The 17,250-nt window shown below is 67.5% G+C and carries 9 protein-coding genes; 6 read left to right on the forward strand and 3 right to left on the reverse strand.

Translation table 11 applies throughout. The features are described 5' to 3' along the window. Positions 1-183: 183 nt before the first annotated feature. The gene (locus AB4Y98_RS19855; protein WP_025879374.1) at positions 184-732 is read right to left on the reverse strand and encodes a Dps family protein; all 549 of its coding nucleotides are present in this window, start codon (positions 730-732) and stop codon (positions 184-186) included. An 86-nt stretch (positions 733-818) separates the two neighbouring features. Here AB4Y98_RS19855 and hrpA point away from each other — a divergent pair, with 86 nt between their 5' ends. Continuing rightward, positions 819-4,904, forward strand: coding sequence for an ATP-dependent RNA helicase HrpA (hrpA, locus tag AB4Y98_RS19860; RefSeq protein ID WP_442245002.1), 4,086 nt, complete (start codon positions 819-821; stop codon positions 4,902-4,904). Between the two features lie 138 nt (positions 4,905-5,042). Here hrpA and AB4Y98_RS19865 read toward each other — a convergent pair whose 3' ends face one another. Then, a complete protein-coding gene (locus AB4Y98_RS19865; RefSeq protein WP_176019856.1) occupies positions 5,043-5,579 on the reverse strand; it encodes a hypothetical protein in 537 nt (178 codons plus the stop codon). Positions 5,580-5,708: 129 nt separating this feature from the next. Between AB4Y98_RS19865 and AB4Y98_RS19870 the strand changes: the two genes are divergently transcribed. Both AB4Y98_RS19870 and AB4Y98_RS19875 read left to right on the forward strand, forming a co-directional pair. Further along, a complete protein-coding gene (locus AB4Y98_RS19870) occupies positions 5,709-7,865 on the forward strand; it encodes a bifunctional (p)ppGpp synthetase/guanosine-3',5'-bis(diphosphate) 3'-pyrophosphohydrolase (protein ID WP_099843383.1) in 2,157 nt (718 codons plus the stop codon). 30 nt (positions 7,866-7,895) lie between these two features. Beyond that, positions 7,896-9,461, forward strand: coding sequence for a hypothetical protein (locus AB4Y98_RS19875; protein WP_442245003.1), 1,566 nt, complete (start codon positions 7,896-7,898; stop codon positions 9,459-9,461). On the opposite strand, the gene AB4Y98_RS19880 is transcribed toward AB4Y98_RS19875, so the two are convergent. Then, a complete protein-coding gene (locus AB4Y98_RS19880) occupies positions 9,458-11,557 on the reverse strand; it encodes a glycosyltransferase (protein WP_442245004.1) in 2,100 nt (699 codons plus the stop codon). The genes AB4Y98_RS19875 and AB4Y98_RS19880 overlap by 4 nt on opposite strands. 95 nt (positions 11,558-11,652) lie before the next feature. On the opposite strand from AB4Y98_RS19880, the gene mrcB reads away from it, so the two are divergent. The 3 genes from mrcB (at position 11,653) to AB4Y98_RS19895 (ending at position 17,243) form a co-directional block, all read left to right on the forward strand. After that, a complete protein-coding gene (mrcB, locus tag AB4Y98_RS19885; RefSeq protein ID WP_442245005.1) occupies positions 11,653-14,094 on the forward strand; it encodes a penicillin-binding protein 1B in 2,442 nt (813 codons plus the stop codon). Beyond that, positions 14,091-14,627, forward strand: coding sequence for a hypothetical protein (locus AB4Y98_RS19890; RefSeq protein WP_080150494.1), 537 nt, complete (start codon positions 14,091-14,093; stop codon positions 14,625-14,627). The genes mrcB and AB4Y98_RS19890 overlap by 4 nt, the downstream gene beginning before the upstream one ends. A gap of 567 nt (positions 14,628-15,194) precedes the next feature. Next, positions 15,195-17,243, forward strand: coding sequence for an ATP-dependent DNA helicase (locus AB4Y98_RS19895; protein WP_442245006.1), 2,049 nt, complete (start codon positions 15,195-15,197; stop codon positions 17,241-17,243). Positions 17,244-17,250: the final 7 nt, after the last annotated feature.

A 17,250-nucleotide genomic window follows, 5' to 3' on the forward strand; every position in this document is an offset into this window, starting at 1 on the left:
GGTGGGTCCGGTTGCGGGGGCGTGAGCGCCATGGATGGCGCGACCGAGCCTACAGGGACGTATTCACGGCGTCCCCCGCAACCGGACCCACCCCGCCAACCCTCAGGAAACCAGCTTTTGCTTCGGCCGTTGCCGTTGCCTCTGCAGGTGCAGGGCGCAGCCCTGCCGAACCACCCAAAACCTTTACTGGAGCAGCGAGCGCAGCATCCACGCGTATTTCTCGTGGGTCTGCAGGCGCTGGGTCATCAGATCCTCGGTCGGGGCGTCGTCAGCGTCGTCGGCCACATCCAGCACTTCACGTGCCGTACGGCATACCGCTTCGTTGGCGACCACCAACTGGCGTACCATTTCACGCCAGTCCGCACTGTCGGTCAGGCCCGGCTCCTCGACGATCGAGGTCAGCGCAGCAAATTCCCGGTAGGAGCCCGGGGCATTGAAGCCCAGTGCGCGGATGCGCTCGGCCACATCGTCCAGTGCCGCCCATTGTTCGGTGTACTGGGTCTCGAACATGGTGTGCAGCGAGTTGAACATCGAGCCGGTGACATTCCAGTGGAAGTTGTGGGTCTTCAGGTAGAGCGTGAACGCATCGGCCTGGAACCGCGCCAAACCGTCGGCGATCTTCTTGCGGTCGCCCTGGGTGATCCCGATATCGATGTTGGGGGCCGACGGCGCGGAAGCCGCAAGCTTCTGCTTGCCGGTCTTGGGCTTGGTCGTGCTCTTGGTCTTCGCCATGGGGTTCCTCCTTGTGGAATCGTTGGCCTTCACAATAAATCAGTCGTGATGACTGGTCGCATTCAAAGTTTTAAACGAACCGATTGATGAACGCTATCGACAAAATGCCGCAGTCCCGCCAGCGCCAACAGCGTGCCGCCATCGACGGCGCCATGAGCCGCGACCGTGGACGATTGCTGGGAATGCTCTCGCGTTGCCAGGCCAAGCCACAGGATGCGGCGTTGGCCGCCAGTTTCGAGCAGGCCTTGCAGGTTTCGGTGCAGCGCCGGCAGGCGCGGGCGCAACAACAGCCGGCCATTACTCTGGACCCACAGCTGCCGATTGCGCGTGAAGCCGAGACCATCACCCAGTTGATCCGCGACCATCAGGTGGTGGTGATCGCCGGTGAAACCGGCTCGGGCAAGACCACCCAGCTACCGAAACTGTGCCTGGCCGCCGGCCGTGGCCAAGCCGGCATGATCGGCTGCACACAGCCGCGCCGGATCGCCGCACGTGCGGTGGCCAGCCGTGTCGCGCAGGAACTGCAGAGCGAGCTGGGCCAGCTGGTGGGCTACCAGGTGCGCTTCAACGACAAGGTCGGCGAAGACACCCGCATCAAGTTCATGACCGACGGCATCCTGCTGGCCGAGATCGCCAGCGATCGCTGGCTGTCGAACTACGACACGATCATCGTCGACGAAGCGCACGAACGCAGCCTCAACATCGACTTCCTGCTTGGCTATCTCAAACAGCTGCTGCGCAAGCGCCCGGACCTGAAGCTGATCGTCACTTCGGCGACCATCGACACCGAGCGCTTCGCCCAGCATTTCGACAATGCGCCAGTGATCAGCGTCGAAGGCCGTACCTATCCGGTCGAGGTGCGCTATCGCGCGCTGGAAGGCGAGGGCGAAGACCAGGGCGAACGCACGGTCAACGATGCGATCGTTGCGGCCATCGACGAAATCACCCGCCTGGATTCCCGTGGCGACGTGCTGATCTTCCTGCCGGGCGAGCGTGAGATCCGCGATGCGCACCAGTCGCTGGAGCGGCGCAAGTACCGCAATACCGAAGTGCTGCCGCTGTACGCGCGGCTGTCCAACCAGGACCAGGACCGCGTGTTCAATCCCGGCCCGAACCGGCGCATCGTGCTGGCCACCAACGTTGCCGAGACCTCGTTGACGGTGCCGCGCATCCGTTATGTGGTCGACCCCGGTTTCGCCCGCGTCAAGCGTTACAGCCCGCGCAACAAACTGGACCGGCTGCACATCGAGCCGATCTCGCAGGCCAGTGCCAACCAGCGCAAGGGCCGCTGTGGCCGCGTGGCCGAGGGCATCTGCTATCGCCTGTATGCCGAGGCCGATTTCCAGGCGCGGCCGGAGTTCACCGATCCGGAAATCCGTCGTTCCAGCCTCGCGGGGGTGATCCTGCGCATGCTGCAGCTCGGCCTGGGCCGCATCGAGGACTTCCCGTTCCTTGAGGCGCCGGATGAGCGGGCCGTCGCCGATGGTTGGCAGCATCTGACCGAGCTGGGGGCGATCGACAGCGAGCGCCACTTGACCGCGATCGGCAAGCAGATGGCGCGCCTGCCGGTGGACGTGAAACTGGCGCGCATGCTGGTGGCGGCGCAGGCCGCGGGCTGCCTGCGACCGATGCTGGTGATCGCCTCGTTCCTGGGCATCCAGGATCCGCGCGAGCGACCGCCCGAGGCGCGCGGCGCGGCCGACAACGCACATGCGCAGTTCGCCGATGGCCGCTCCGAGTTCGTCGGTGTACTGCGCCTGTGGGACGCCTATCGCCAGTCCCATGAGGATCTGACCCAGTCCAAGCTGCGCGACTGGTGCGGCCGCCACTTCCTCGGCTTCCTGCGCATGCGTGAATGGCGCGAGCTGCATCGGCAGCTGCGCCTGCTGTGCGAGGAACTGGGCTGGAAGGAAGAGGCCAACGAGGCATCGATGGCACCGCTGCTGGCCGGCAGCAGTGCGCCGGCTCCGGCGCGCGATGATGCTGCTGCGGTGAAGGCGACCCGTGGCCAGCTGCACCGTGCCGCGCGCCTGGCCCGCGAGGGCAAGGCCGAAACGGCGCCCGCGCCGGTCGCCGCCCGTGCGCAGAAGGACCAGGCGCCCGACGGCGGTGGTTACAGCGAACGCGTTCGCGCCACGGCGTACCAGACCCTGCATCGGGCCTTGGTGGCGGGGCTGCCCACGCAGATCGGCCATCGCAGCGAGAAGGGCGATTTCCAGGCGCCGCGCCAACGCCGTTTCCTGCCGTTCCCTGGTTCGACGCTGTCCAAGCGGCCGCCACCCTGGCTGCTGGCAGCCAACCTGCTGGATACGCAGAAGGTCTGGGGCATGACCCTGGCGGCGATCGAGCCGGACTGGGTGATTGCCGAACTGCCGCACCTGCTGCTGCGCAAGCACTTCGACCCGCATTGGTCGCGTGCGCAGGGCCAGGTGCTGGCCTCCGAGCAGATCAGCCTGTTCGGGCTGGTGCTGGCGCCGAAGAAGCCGGTGCATTACGGCCGCATCAACGCCGGCGAGGCGCATGACATCTTCGTGCGCCAGGCACTGGTGACCGGTGAGATCAACACCCGCGCCAGCTTCGTGGCCGACAACCAGAAGGTGCTGGAGCAGGCACGCGAGGAAGAAGCCAAGCTGCGCCGTGCCGGCATCGTTGCCGACGAGGACTGGCAGGCACGCTGGTACCTGGACCGGGTGCCGCCGCAGATCCACTCCGCGTCAGGGCTGGATGCGTGGTGGAAGGCGTTGCCGCCGGAACAGCGCAAGGGCCTGCACTGGTCGCTGGTGGATCTGCTGCCGGGCGAAGGCAGCGAGCAGGAGCGCTACCCGAAGTACCTGGCGTTGGGCCAGGCGCGGTTGCCGCTGCACTACCGCTTCGAACCCGGGGCCGAAGATGACGGCGTGACACTGGACGTCCCGCTGCACCTGCTCAATGCATTGGATGCGGTGCAGTTGGGATGGTTGGCGCCCGGTTTCGTTGCCGACAAGGCGGCCGCGCTGATCCGCAGCCTGCCCAAGGCGATGCGGCGCAACTACGTGCCGGCGCCGGATTTCGCGCGCGCGTTCTACGAAGCGTTCCCGCAGCCCAGTGCCGATGCGATCACCGGTGAGCTGGCGCGCTTCCTGTCACGGGCAACCGGGGCAACGGTGGCCGCGATCGATTTCGAGCCCGGTTCAATCGAGCCGCACCTGCACATGAACCTGCGCCTGCGCGATGAGCAGGGCAAGGTGCTGGCAACCTCGCGCGACCTCGATGTGCTGCGTGCGAAGTTCGGTGGCCGTGCCGGCGATGCGTTCGCCGCACGTGCCGGGCGCGAGATGGCGGCCGATGGCCTGCGCACGTTCCCGGCCTCGCCGATTCCGCTGCAGGTACCGGGCGAGGCCGGCGTGCCGGCCTATCCCGCGCTGAAGGATGAGGGTGACAGCGTTGCACTACGCATCTTTGCTGATCGCCAACAGGCCGAGGAAGCACACCCGCTGGGCGTGCGTCGACTGCTGGAGATCGGCCTGGGCGAGAAGATCAAACAGGCACGCAAGCAGTTGCCGGTAGCAGCGAAAACCGGCCTGTTGTACGCCTCGATCGAAACCCAGGAACGCCTGCGTGGCGATCTGGTCGATGCGGCGCTGAATGCCGTGCTGGCCGACGGCCTGAGCGATATCCGCGATGCGGCGGCGTTCGAACAGCGTCGCGAGCACGCCGCAAAAACGCTGTTCGGCGAGGCCATGCAGCGGTTGAAGCTGGCCGAGACGATCCTTGCCCTGGTGGCCGAATTGAAGCCGATGCTGGAAGCACCGTTGATGGGCTGGGCGCGCGGCAATCTGGATGACATGGAAGCGCAGCTGGTTGGGCTGATCCATCCCGGCTTCCTGCGCGACACGCCGGCCGACGCCCTGGCGCAGTACCCGCGCTACCTGAAAGCGATGATCCTGCGCACCGAACGCGCCAAGCGCGATCCCCCGCGTGACCAGGCGCGCATGCTGGAACTGCACCCGTTCCTGGAGGCGTTGCAGGTGGGCGAGCAGCAGGGCCTGCGCGAACGGCCGCAGTGGCAGGCATTACGCTGGGACCTGGAAGAGCTGAGGGTATCGCTGTTCGCCCAGGAACTGGGCGCACGCACCGGCGTTTCGGCGAAGAAACTGGCACAGCGGGTGACCGCACTGCGCCAGGCCTCGTAACCCCTGGGCTGACCCCGCCGGGTACTGGCTGGCGGGGTCAAGCGGAATGGCATCCACGCATGGCGTGGATCTACTGCGGGACGTGGCGCAGCAGGTTGTCGCCAATCGTTGGCTTGGCTCTACAGCAAAGCCAGGCCGTTACTTGGTGCGGCGGACCTTGGGCTGGGTGTTCACGCCTTCGACCTTCAGGTACCACACGCCCATCACCCCGGGGCTGATGCTGACTTTCGGCGATTGCTTGCGTACGCCGGAAACCGAGGTGGTATCGGTCTGTTCCCACTGCTGGCCATTGTCCAGCACGTAGATCCGGCCCTTGCCGAAACCGCGGAACTCGCCCTGCAGCACGCCGCTGATCGGTTCGTTGCTGCCGAAGTCGAAGAAGCCGCGGTTCTTCACGATCACTTCCTGGCGGCCTTCCTCACGCGCTTCTTCGCGCACCGCAGCGACCGCCTCGGTGGTGGCGGCTTCAACCTTGCCCTGCAGCCAGCGGTTGAGCGTGGCCAGCTCGGCGGCATTGAGCTTGTCCAGGCCTGCGGCCTTGAATTCGGCCGGCGACATCTGCTGCTGCAGGTCGCCCTGCACCACGCGCTGGGCCAGCGCGGGCGCCGACAGGGACAGCAGCACGGCGGCACAGGCCAGCAGGCGAGGGCGGAAAGGCAGGGTGATCGAAGGCATGCGGAACTCTCCCGTGGATGTCGGCGAGTGTAGCGGCATGTCCACATTCCCGGCGATGCTGGCCGCGGCGATTGTTCCTGAACGGCTGCGGCGCTAGTGTAGGGGCTTCTGTCTTGCCTGCTCGATGCTGTGAACCGCGCTTCCGTCCCCGGCCTGGATGCCTTGTTGAACCGCCCCTCGGCAGCCGTGCTGCCGGCTCCGCTGCGCCAGGCCCTGCGCGGGCATTGGGAAGCGCCCGACTGCGACCCGCAGATGCGTGCCAGCTGGTCGGTGCTGGGCGATACCCTGGACGCGCTGGCGATGCTCTCGGCAGACGAGGGTGCCGTGGTGGCGGCCCTGCTGTTCGATCTGCCGGGCCTGCGCGTCCATCTCGATGCACTGCCGCTGGGCAGCCACAAAGCGGCGGTGATCGGCCTGCTCGATGGACAGGATGCGGCCGATCCCGTCTGGGCACTGCATGCCGGTCGCGAGGCCGGCCGCAACAGCGAAGGCCTGCGCCGGTTGCTGCTGGCCATCATCCGCGACCTGCGGGTGGTACCGATCCTGCTGGCCCGGCAGCTGGCGCGCATGCGCGCGGCCGACAAGCTCGATGAGGAGCAGCGCCGCGCGCTGGCCCAGTTGACCCGCGACATCCATGCGCCGCTGGCCAACCGGCTCGGCATCTGGCAGTTGAAGTGGGAGCTGGAAGACCTGGCCTTCCGTCACCTGGAGCCGGAAACCTACCGGCGCATCGCGCGTGAGGTCGACGAAACCCGCATCGCCCGCGAGCGTTATGTCGAGAATGTGAAAAAGGTGCTGTCGCGCGAACTGGGCGTGCAGGGCATCCGCGCCGAGGTCAGCGGCCGGCCCAAGCACATCTACAGCATCTGGCGGAAGATGCAGAAGAAGCGCCTGGCTTTCGACCAGCTGTATGACATCCGTGCGGTACGGGTGATGGTCGACGACGTCGCCGCCTGTTACGCCGCGCTCGGCGTGGTGCATGCGCTGTGGGCACCGGTGCCGAGCGAGTTCGACGATTACATCGCCCGGCCCAAGGCCAACGATTACCGCTCGCTGCACACGGCGGTGGTTGGCCCGGAAGGGCGCACCATCGAAGTGCAGATCCGCACCCACGACATGCACGCGCAGGCCGAGCTGGGCGTGGCCGCGCACTGGAAGTACAAGGAAGGCGGCAAGGGCGCGGAGAAGTCGTTCGATCGCAAGATCACCTGGATGCGGCAGCTGCTGGAGCAGGCGCAGGACGGGCAGGGCAATGAACTGGCCGGGGCGCTTGATGCCGAGCTGACCGAAGACCGTGTCTACGCGCTGACCCCGAAGGACGAGGTGCTGGACCTGCCGCAGGGCGCAACACCGCTGGATTTTGCCTACCAGGTGCACACCATGGTCGGGCACCGCTGCCGTGGGGCCAAGGTCAACGGCCGCATCGTGCCGTTGACCTACCGCCTGCGCAGCGGGGATCGCGTCGAGATCCTCACCGGCAAGGAGGCCGACCCGCGCCGCGACTGGCTGATGCCGGCCAACGGCTTCCTGGCCAGCAACCGCTCGCGCGAGAAGGTGCGCAGCTGGTTCCACAAGCTGGACCGTGCGCGCAACGTGCAGGCAGGGCGCGAGCTGCTGGAGCGCGAACTGAAGCGGCTGGGCCTGCAGCATTCGGACCTGTCCGCGGCGGCGAAGAAGTTCCATGCCGACAGTGTCGACGACCTCTACATCCAGGTCGCCCTGGGTGATACCGGCCCCAACCAGGTCAGCCGTTCGCTGCTGGAAGCCGAGCGTGCGGCCAGCCAGCCGGCGCCGACGTCGGCATTGCCGCGGCCGACCGCGCGCCGCGAGAACCTGGGCAAGTCCAAGTTCACCGTACAGGGCGTGGGCAACCTGCTGGTGCAGCTGGCGCGTTGCTGCCAGCCGGTGGCGGGCGAACCGATTGTCGGCTACCTGACCCGTAGCCGGGGTGTCACGGTGCATCGTGCAGACTGCGTGGCACTGGCGCGGCTGGCTGCGACCAGCCCGCAGCGGATCCTGCCGGTGGAATGGGGCCAGGCCGGCGGTGGCTATGAAGTGGACGTGGTGGTCGACGCAGTGGACCGCCGCTGGCTGCTGAAGGACATCACCAACCTGATCGCACAGGAAGACGCCTACGTGCTGGACATCCACAGCGACAACGTCCGCAACAGTGGCCGCGCGCATCTGCGCCTGCGGCTGAAGGTCAGCGACTACGGCCAGCTGTCGAATCTGCTGGGCAAGCTCGATGCGTTGCCCGGCGTCAGCGAGGCGCGTCGTCTGGGCTGAGCTTCACGCTGCCCCGGCTACCCTGCACGCATGGAACGCGAGCCCCCGCATCGCTCACACGGCGCCGCACATCCGGCGCTCGATCGCGTTCGCCGTGAAAGCCGCTGGTGGTGGCTGCAGGCGCGCCATGCACGCCGGGTGTGGCGTTGGGCGCTGTTGACGGCTGCAGCCGTGTTCGTGCTGCTGGTGCTGGTGCGCAAACCGCTGGCGGACTGGTTCTGGGATGAGCCACAGATAGAGCAACTGCTGGCCGAGGGCGATCGCGCGCTGGCAGAAGGTCGCTTGACCGCGGGCGACGGCAGCGGCGCGCGAGAACGCTATCAGGCGGTACTGGCCCTGGATGGCGACCGTCCGCAGGCACGACAGGGCTTGGCCCGAACCGGTGCGGCAGCGCTGCAGCACTCACGCGAGCGGCTGCAGGCGGGCGACCTGGACGGCTGCGCGCAGGCGCTGGCGTTGGCGCGTGAGCTGCAGGTGCCGCGTGCCGAGGCAGACGCGGTGGCCCAGCAACTGCAGGCGCGTCGTCGTGCTGGGGCTGGCATCGGCGCCTTGCTTGCGCAGGCCCGCAATGCCTTTGCAGCGGGGCGGCTGGACGACGGCGACAGCAGTGCGTTGCCGTTGTTCCAGCGGGTGCTGACGCTGCAGCCGGACAACCTGCCTGCGCTGGAAGGTCGCGAGGATGCATTGAGCGACCTGCTGCAGCAGGCGCGTGCACAGGCCGCGCGCGGCGAATTGGCCACGGCGGCTGTGATCCTGCAGCGCGCACGTCAGTTCGATGCAGGTCATTCCGAGCTTCCTGCCAGCCAGGAAGCGCTCTCCCAGGCCGTCGATCAACGGCTGCAGCAGGGTCAGCGTGCGCTAAAACGGCAGCAGCTTGAGACGGCTGCGGATAGTTTCCAGGCCGTGCTGGCGGTCACGTCCGATGATCCCACTGCACTGCGTGGGCGCGAGCAGACCGTGCAGGCATTGCTGGCGCGCAGCCAGAAGCGGGCCGACGATTTCCAGTTCGAGGCGGCCGACAAGGATGCTGCGCTGGCGGCAGGTCTGGGTGCCTCGCAAGCGGCGCAGCAGCAGCTTGCACAGCGCCTGCAGCGTGCGCGGCAGGCACGCCAGTCGTTGCAGCAGCCGGGCATCAGCGCTGCCCAGCGTGAGCGCCAGCTGCGTGATCGGTTGCGCCAGATCGATCGCGCCGAGCGTGCCGGGCAGTGGATCACCCCCCCCGGGCACAGCGCCTTCGATGCGCTGCGCGAAGCGCAGGCACTGGCACCGCGCGACAGCCGGGTCAAGGCGGCGGCAGCGCGCCTGCTGCCCGCCAGCAGGTCCTGTTTCGATGACAACCTGCGACAGAACCGGGTGCAGGCCGCAGGTGCCTGCCTGCAAGCGTGGCAGACCCTGGCGCCGACGGCCGCAGGATTGCCCGATGCGCGTTCCCGCCTGGCCCAGCGCTGGCTGGCGATCGGCAGCGAACGGCTGGGTCGTGGTGATGTGGAATTTGCCGCCTCGGCCGTGGAGCAGGTGCGGCGGTTGCAGCCGGATCTGGCCGAGCTTGCCGCGTTCGAGGACCGCCTGCGGCACGCAGGCGGCCACATCGACTAGTCGAAGAACACCCGCTGCACGGTTGCCGATGCGGCATCCAGCGAGAAATGTTCGGCCACGTTGGCCAAGCCAGCGGCGGCCAGCTGCTGCCAGAGCACAGGGTCCTGGTACAGGCGGACCACCGCATCGGCAAAGCCCGCTGCATCGTCGGCCACCAGCACGTCCTGGCCGGCACGCAGGTGCATGCCTTCCACCGCGCAGGTGGTGCCGACCACGGGCTGGCCATGGGCCATGCTCAGGTTGATCTTGCCCTTCACGCCGGCGCCGAAACGCAGCGGCGCGATGGCGATCCGGGCACCGTCCATGTACGGAACGATGTCTTCGACGAAGCCATGCATCACTACGCCCGGCTGGTTGGCTGCCAGGGCAAGCAGCGTGTCCGGTGCACCGGCACCGATGCAATGCAGGCGCACCTGCGGCAGCGCCGCGCGGACGTGCGGGAACACATCGCCGATGAACCACTCCATCGCATCCAGGTTCGGCGGATGGCGGAAGCCGCCGACGAACACCAGGTCGTGGCGCTGCGCGAACGGTGCACCCGTGCCGGCGACCTCATGCAGGTTGGAGATCAGCTCCACCCGGACCTGGGGCGCATCGGCCTGCAGCTGTTCGCGCTCGGCGGCGCTGACCAGCACGGTGATGTCGCACCGGTCCATCACTGCCAGTTCGCTGGCGCGGGTGCGTTCGGCGTTGCGCAGCAGGCCAGCATCGCCCGCCACTTCCGCACCCCTGCGTTCGCGCAGGTAGTGCAGGTCGACGGTGTCGAACACGGTGCGGGCCTGCGGCGCATAGCGCTCAAGCAGCGGCAGGCATTCATTGGCGACGTGGTGGCGCACCATCATCACCACGTTGAAGCGGGTGCCGTGGCTGCGCAGCCAGCCTGCAACACCGTCCAGGAAGGGCGTATACCAGACTTCCACGCCCATCCGCTGCAGGGCTTCGGTCGCCACGCCGCCGTGTTCGCGCCGGGTGGGCACGAACACCACGTGGGCGCCGCCCTGCAGCAGCAGGCGGATCAGGTTGACCTGCCGCAGCGAGCCGGAGTCGCGCTCCGGGCGCGGCACTTCCTCATCCAGGATCAACACCTGGCGACGGCCGCGCAGCAGCAGCGCCGGCGAAGGTACCTCGCCGAGCTTCGGATGGGAGGCCAGTTCAGCGGCCCATCTGGCTGCGAAAATACCTTGGTTGCGTAACTGGTAGGCCTTCACGCCGCTGCCGGTATCGGTGCCATTGCTGGTGCCTTCATCGTGGATCACCCGGCTGGCCGGTTGCACCAGCACGCGCAGGCCCTGTGCCCGCACGCGGAAGGCCAGGTCGGTATCTTCGTAGTAGGCGGGCTTGTAGCGGGTGTCGAAACCGCCCAGCTGCTGCCACAGGGCACGCGGCAGCATCAGCGCGGCGCCGGAGCAGTAATCGACGTCGCGCAGGCTGGCGAAGCGGGGATCATCGGCGGCTTCGAAACGGCCGTAGCTCCAGCCGCTGCCATCGCTGAAGATCACCCCGCCCGATTCCTGCAGGCGGCCGTCGGGGTACAGCAGCTGGCTGCCGACCAGACCGGCATCGGCGACGGTCGCAAAGGTGTCCAGCAATGCCTCCAGCCAGCCCGGCTGCGGCACGGTATCGTTGTTGAGCAGCACCACATAGTGGCCGCGCGTGCGCGACACGCCATCGTTGCAGGCCTCGATGAAACCACCGTTGTGCTCGCGGACTTCGTAGCGCAGGCCACTGATCTGCGGCATCCACTGCACCGTTGCGTCGCTGCTGCCGTCGTCCACCACCAGGATTTCGCAGGCCACCGACGGCGGGTGCGCGGCCAGGGCGCGCAGGCAGGCCAGGGTATGGTCGACGTGGTTGTACACCGGAATGACGATGCTGACGTCCGGGGTATCGCTGGTGGGCACCGCAAAGGGAGCGAACGGCTGTGCCGGTGGCAGGTAGAGCGGCTTGCGCGGTGCCGGCACCGCGCGCTGGGCGTGGACCCGGATCCGCTGCCATGTGGCCCGCCAGCCGCGGGTGCGCAGGCTGGCCAGGCTGCGGCGGGCCAAGCCGGTCAGGCGATTGATCAGGTAGCGGATTTCGGCCAGGGACATCGCCATCCGGTTGCAACTCCAGCTTAAGCAGGGGGGCCGGGAGAATTCGCCTGCCGCAGCGGCTGGGGTAGACTCGCCAGACCCTACATTGTCGCATTCCCGTGCCCCGACGCTACGATTCAGACGATATCGACGATTTCGACGACGACGACCAGCAGGACACCGGTCCGCTCTGGCGCCGCCGGCTGATCACCTGGAGCATGGCGGCGGTCGCGTTGGGATTGGGTTTCCTGATCCCCTATACGCTGTACCTGAACCAACAGGTGACGCAGCGCTTCGGTGAACTGCGCTGGCAGATCCCGACGCGCGTCTATGCACGCCCGCTGGTGCTGATGCCCGGCAAGGCGATGGATGCGGCAACCCTGAAGACCGAACTGGCCGCCTCGGCCTATCGCGATGATGGCCAGGGCAAGGATCCGGCAACCTATGCGGTGCAGGGCGGGCGCTTCGTCATCTCCAGCCGCGGTTACAACGATGTCGATGGCCACGTTGCTGCGCGCCGGGTCGAGCTGTCGCTGTCCGGCGGCAGCATCGCCTCGCTGCGCGACGCCGACAGCCGCAAGGCGCTGAAGGCAGCCCGCATGGATCCTGCGCGCATCGCCACGCTGTATGGGCAGAAGCAGGAAGAGCGCCGCCTGATCCGCATGAACGAGGCCCCGGACCTGTTGGTCACTGGCCTGCAGGCGGTCGAGGACAAGGACTTCAACCGCCATCACGGCATCGATCTGTCCGGCATCGCACGCGCGGTCTGGGTGACTGTCCGCTCCGGTGGGCAGAGCCGCCAGGGTGCTTCCACCCTGACCCAGCAGCTGGCCCGCAGCGGCCTGCTGGGAATCGGCAAGGAACAGACCGTCACCCGCAAGTTCAACGAGGTGCTGTATGCGTTGATCATGGAAGCGCGCTATGACAAGCGCACCATCTTCGAGGCGTACCTCAACCAGGTGTATCTGGGCCAGCGCGGCAGCCAGGCGATCCACGGCATGTCCTCCGGTGCCGAGTTCTGGTTCGGCCGCGATCTCTCCTCGCTGGAAACCGAGCAGATCGCGCTGTTGATCGGCCTGGTCAAGGGGCCGTCCTACTACGACCCGCGGCGTAATCCCGAGCGGGCGCTGGACCGTCGCAACTTCGTGCTGGGCAAACTGCACGAGGCGACCTTGATCGATGATGCCGAGTACCAGCGTGCGTTGAAGGCGCCGCTGGGCGTGCCCAAGACCCCGGGCCTGGTGGCGGCCAACCGCTTCCCGGCCTACGTCGACCTGGTGCGTCGCCAGCTTGCCCACGACTATCCGGAATCGGCCCTGCAGGGCGCCGGCCTGAGCGTGATGAGTGGTATGTCGCCGTCCGCACAGGCCTATGCCGAAGGCGCGGTCACGCGCACCATCAAGTCGCTGGAAAGCAAGCGTCGCCCCGAGCTGCAGGCCGGCCTGGTGATGACCGACGTGCACAACGGTGACGTGGTGGCGGTGATCGGCAGCCGCGAAGTGTCCGAGGTCGGCTTCAACCGTGCCATCGAGGCGCAGCGCCCGGTCGGCTCGCTGCTCAAGCCGTTCGTGTACCTGCTCGCGCTCGCGCAGCCGGACCGCTATTCGCTGGCCAGCTGGGTCGATGATTCACCGGTGACCGTGCAGCTCAGCCGCGGCCGCAACTGGAACCCCGGCAATGCGGACAACCGCAGCCACGGCACCGTGCGCCTGATCGATGCGCTCGCCCACTCCTACAACCAGGCGACGGTACGGGTGGGCATGCAGGTCGGCCCGGAACGGGTGACGCAGCTGATCCACGTGCTGGCCGGCATCAAGGCCGAGGCGAACCCGGCGGTGATCCTCGGCTCGACCGACCAGAGCCCGTACGCGATGGCGCAGCTGTACCAGTTCCTGGCATCGGGCGGCGAGATCCAGCCGCTGCACGCGGTGCGTGGCGTCCTTGATCCGCAGGGCAAGCTGCTCAAGCGCTACGACAAGACCCCTGCACCGGCACAGGAAGGTGACTCGATTGCCGCCAACCTGATCAGCATCGGCCTGCAGCAGGTGGTGGCCAGTGGTACCGCGCAGCGTTTGAACGCCGATGGCCTGGGCCGCCTGCAGCCGGCCGGCAAGACCGGCACCACCAACGATGGCCGCGACAGCTGGTATGCCGGTTACACCGGCGATCACCTGGCGGTGATCTGGATGGGCAACGATCAGAACGAACAGGCTGGCCTGTACGGCGCCACCGGCGCGATGCGGGTGTGGTCGGGCATCTTCCAGCGCCTGCCGACGGCGCCGTTGAAGGTCAGCAACAAGGGCCTCGACTGGCAGCCGGTTGCCGCTACGGGAACCAACAGCACCGATGAAGGGTGCCCGGGTGCCCGCCGCTTCCCGTTCGTGGTGGGCTATGCGCCTGCGTATGAACCTTGCGCACCGGCGGCCTTGCCGGACGCGCAGGGCGGTGCGGAAGGCGAGGGCGGCGGCTGGCGCAGCTGGTTCGGCCTTGACCGTAAGCCCGAACCCGCTGCTGAACCTGCCGCAGCACCCGCTGCAGCGACTCCTCCTCCAAGCCGATGATGCCGATGACTATCCGTTCGCTGTTCCAGCCCTTGGTCCTGAGTGGCCTCAGCCTGGCCCTGGCGGCCTGCGTGAGCAGCGCGCCGCAGGTGGTCAAGCCGGTGGATACCACCACGCCCGCACAGCGGCTGGCAGCCGTGGAAGCCGCAGCCGGGCCGGATGACAAGGAACTGTCGGTGCAGCCACTGCGCGATTCCCAGGTTGAGGATCTGCGGCAGACGGCGCTGACCCAGCGCAAGGCCAATGATCTGGCTGGCGCGGCCGGCAGCCTGGACCAGGCGTTGCAGATCGTGGCCGGTGATCCGTCGGTATTGCAGGAACGCGCGGAACTGGCGCTGCTGCAGGGCCAGTGGGCGGAGGCGGAAACGTTCGCACGCAAGGCTGTGGACCTTGGCTCGAAGACGGGGCCGTTGTGCCGTCGGCACTGGGCGACGATCGAGCAGGCGCGCCTGGCGCGGGGCGAGAAGGAGAATGCGGTGTCCGCGCACGCGCAGATTGAAGGCTGCACGGTGCCGGGGATCAAGCGGTACTGAGTTTCCAGCCAACGGCGCAGCCCCTCGTGGCTGGCTGCCTGGTCGCGCAAAAGCCGCGCTGGGCCGGGCAGGTTGGATTCGCGGGGGACGCCGTGAACCCATCCCTGGGGGCTTGGCCGCGGCATCCATGCCGCGGACACCCCCGCGMACCCAMCCYGCCCGRCCYCYGACAGTTTCCGTGTGCGGTCAGCCACGGAAAAGAAAAAGAAAATCAATAGCGGGTCGCGCGCTGCGCGCACTCGCTGCTGGGTCGGATCCGTTTCCGCAGGAAAACGGATCCGACCCCTTCTACTTTCTCAGTTACACCAACCGCTTCCGCCCTGCCTTTGCATTCCGTCAACGGGAAACTGTCGAAGGCGGGGCTGTGGGTTTGCGGGGTGTCCGCGGCATGGATGCCGCGGCCAAACCCCCAGGGATGGGTTTACGGCGTCCCCGCAAACCCACAGCCCCCCGCCAGCCCTCAGTACAACCCAGAGCCATGAACAAACGCTGTTGCCGTTGCTTTTGCTTGTGTTCTGGCCTGAAACGGGTGCCGGGCAGCGCCCGGCCGGGTATCCTTTCCACCTGATGTCCGACCTTGTCCATGCCAGCCGCGAAGCCCTCAGCGAAGGCGGCGCGCTCGCCTCCCATCTGGACGCGTTCGTTCCGCGTCCTGCGCAGCTGCGCCTGACCGAGGCCATTGCCGCGTCGATGCAGCAGCGCGACCTGCTGCTCGCCGAAGCCGGTACCGGCACCGGCAAGACCTTTGCCTATCTGGTGCCGGTGCTGCTGTCCGGAATGCGCACCATCATTTCCACCGGCACGCGCGCGCTGCAGGACCAGCTCTACCACCGTGACCTGCCACGCGTGCGCCAAGCGCTGGGCGTCGGCCTGCGCAGCGCGTTGCTGAAGGGACGCAGCAACTACCTGTGCCGCTATCGCCTGCAGCAGGCACGCGGTGAACCGCGCTTTTCCAGCCCCGAACAGGCGGCACAGTTCCAGCGCATCCTGGCGTGGTCCGGTCGCTCGGATTCGGGCGATATCGCCGAACTTGATGGCCTGGCCGACGACTCGCCGCTGCTGCCGATGGTCACTTCCACCGTCGACAACTGCCTGGGCAACGAGTGTCCGTTCTGGGAGGACTGCTTCGTCGTGCGGGCCCGCCAGCGTGCCCAGGCCGCCGACCTGGTCGTGGTCAATCACCACCTGCTGCTGGCCGATCTTGCGCTGAAGCAGGAGGGCTTCGGCGAACTGCTGCCCGGTGCGCAGGCCTTCGTCATCGACGAGGCCCATCAGTTGCCCGAACTGGCCGCGCAGTTCTTCGGCGAGGGCTTCGGCATGCGCCCCTGGCAGGAACTGGGCCGTGACTGCCTGGTTGAAGCGCGCGGCGTGGGTGGCGCACAGTCGGCACTGCAGGAACCGGTCGATCATCTGCAGCAGGCGTTGTCTGCGCTGCGAGCTGCGATGGAGGGGCTGCCCGCGCGCGGCACGCAGTGGCGGGCATTGGCGATGCCGCAGGTACGCGAGGGTTTCGATGCGGTGATGTCCAGCCTGGTGGTGCTGGAGCAGGCATTGCAACCGCTGCGCGAAGCCGCTGCTGGCCTGGATGCCTGCCATGCGCGCGCACGTGAGGCGATTTCGCGGCTGGGCCGTTGGCTGGGGGATGAAGAACCCGCGCTCGACTTCGATGCCGATCCTGCAGAAGCGACCGCCGCCGCTGGTGACGTGCTCTGGTATGAACTGACCGCGCGCGGTTTCCGCTGCCAGCGCACGCCGATGGATGTGTCCGCGCCGCTGCGCGAACATCGCGAGCGCAGCCATGCAGCGTGGATTTTCACCTCCGCCACGCTGACCGTTGGCGGCGGCTTCGAGCACATCGCCACGCGCCTGGGCCTGGATGATCCACAGACGCTGGTACAGCCCAGTCCGTTCAACTGGCCCGAGCAGGCACTGTGCTACCTGCCTGAAGGCCTGCCGGATCCGGCTGCGCGCGGTTTCGGAACCACGCTGATCCAGGTGCTGCGTCCGGTGCTGCAGGCGTCGCAGGGCAGGGCGTTCCTGTTGTTTGCTTCGCATCGTGCGCTGCGCGAGGCGGCCGAGGCGCTGCGTGATGGGCCCTGGCCGCTGTTCGTGCAGGGCGAAGCGCCGCGCGCGACCCTGCTGCAGCGTTTCCGCGAATCCGGCAATGGCGTGCTGCTGGGCTCGGCCAGCTTCCGCGAGGGCGTGGATGTGGTCGGCGAGGCATTGAGCGTGGTGGTGATCGACAAGCTGCCCTTCGCCACGCTCGATGATCCGGTGTACGAAGCGCGGCTGGATGCCATACGCACCCAGGGCGGCAATCCCTTCCGCGACGAGCAGTTGCCGCAGGCGGTGATTGCCCTGAAGCAGGGCGTTGGCCGCCTGATCCGCAGCGAGACCGACCGTGGCGTGCTGGTGCTGTGCGACCCGCGCCTGCTCAACCGGGGTTATGGCAAGGTCTTCCTGCAGTCGCTGCCGCCGTTCCGGCGAACCCGGGCCCTGGCCGATGTGCAGGCCTTCTTTGCGCCACAATGGGCGCCCGTGGCAGATGCTGCTGCCCCGACCGCCGCCGTGGCGGGGCCGGAGCCGGCTCCCGGCGCCACGTTCCCCCTGTTCTGACCCGATC

The sequence above is a fragment of the Stenotrophomonas sp. 2YAF26 genome, assembly GCF_052114625.1.
In the GTDB taxonomy this organism is placed as follows: Bacteria; Pseudomonadota; Gammaproteobacteria; order Xanthomonadales; family Xanthomonadaceae; genus Stenotrophomonas; species Stenotrophomonas indicatrix.

Excerpts from the sequence above, each read along its gene's own strand:
- AB4Y98_RS19855 (WP_025879374.1), bottom strand. The coding sequence starts at position 732 with ATGGCGAAGACCAAGAGCACGACCAAGCCCAAGACCGGCAAGCAGAAG.
- hrpA (WP_442245002.1), top strand. The coding sequence starts at position 819 with ATGAACGCTATCGACAAAATGCCGCAGTCCCGCCAGCGCCAACAGCGT.
- AB4Y98_RS19865 (WP_176019856.1), bottom strand. The coding sequence starts at position 5,579 with ATGCCTTCGATCACCCTGCCTTTCCGCCCTCGCCTGCTGGCCTGTGCC.
- AB4Y98_RS19875 (WP_442245003.1), top strand. The coding sequence starts at position 7,896 with ATGGAACGCGAGCCCCCGCATCGCTCACACGGCGCCGCACATCCGGCG.
- AB4Y98_RS19880 (WP_442245004.1), bottom strand. The coding sequence starts at position 11,557 with ATGGCGATGTCCCTGGCCGAAATCCGCTACCTGATCAATCGCCTGACC.
- AB4Y98_RS19890 (WP_080150494.1), top strand. The coding sequence starts at position 14,091 with ATGATGCCGATGACTATCCGTTCGCTGTTCCAGCCCTTGGTCCTGAGT.
- AB4Y98_RS19895 (WP_442245006.1), top strand. The coding sequence starts at position 15,195 with ATGTCCGACCTTGTCCATGCCAGCCGCGAAGCCCTCAGCGAAGGCGGC.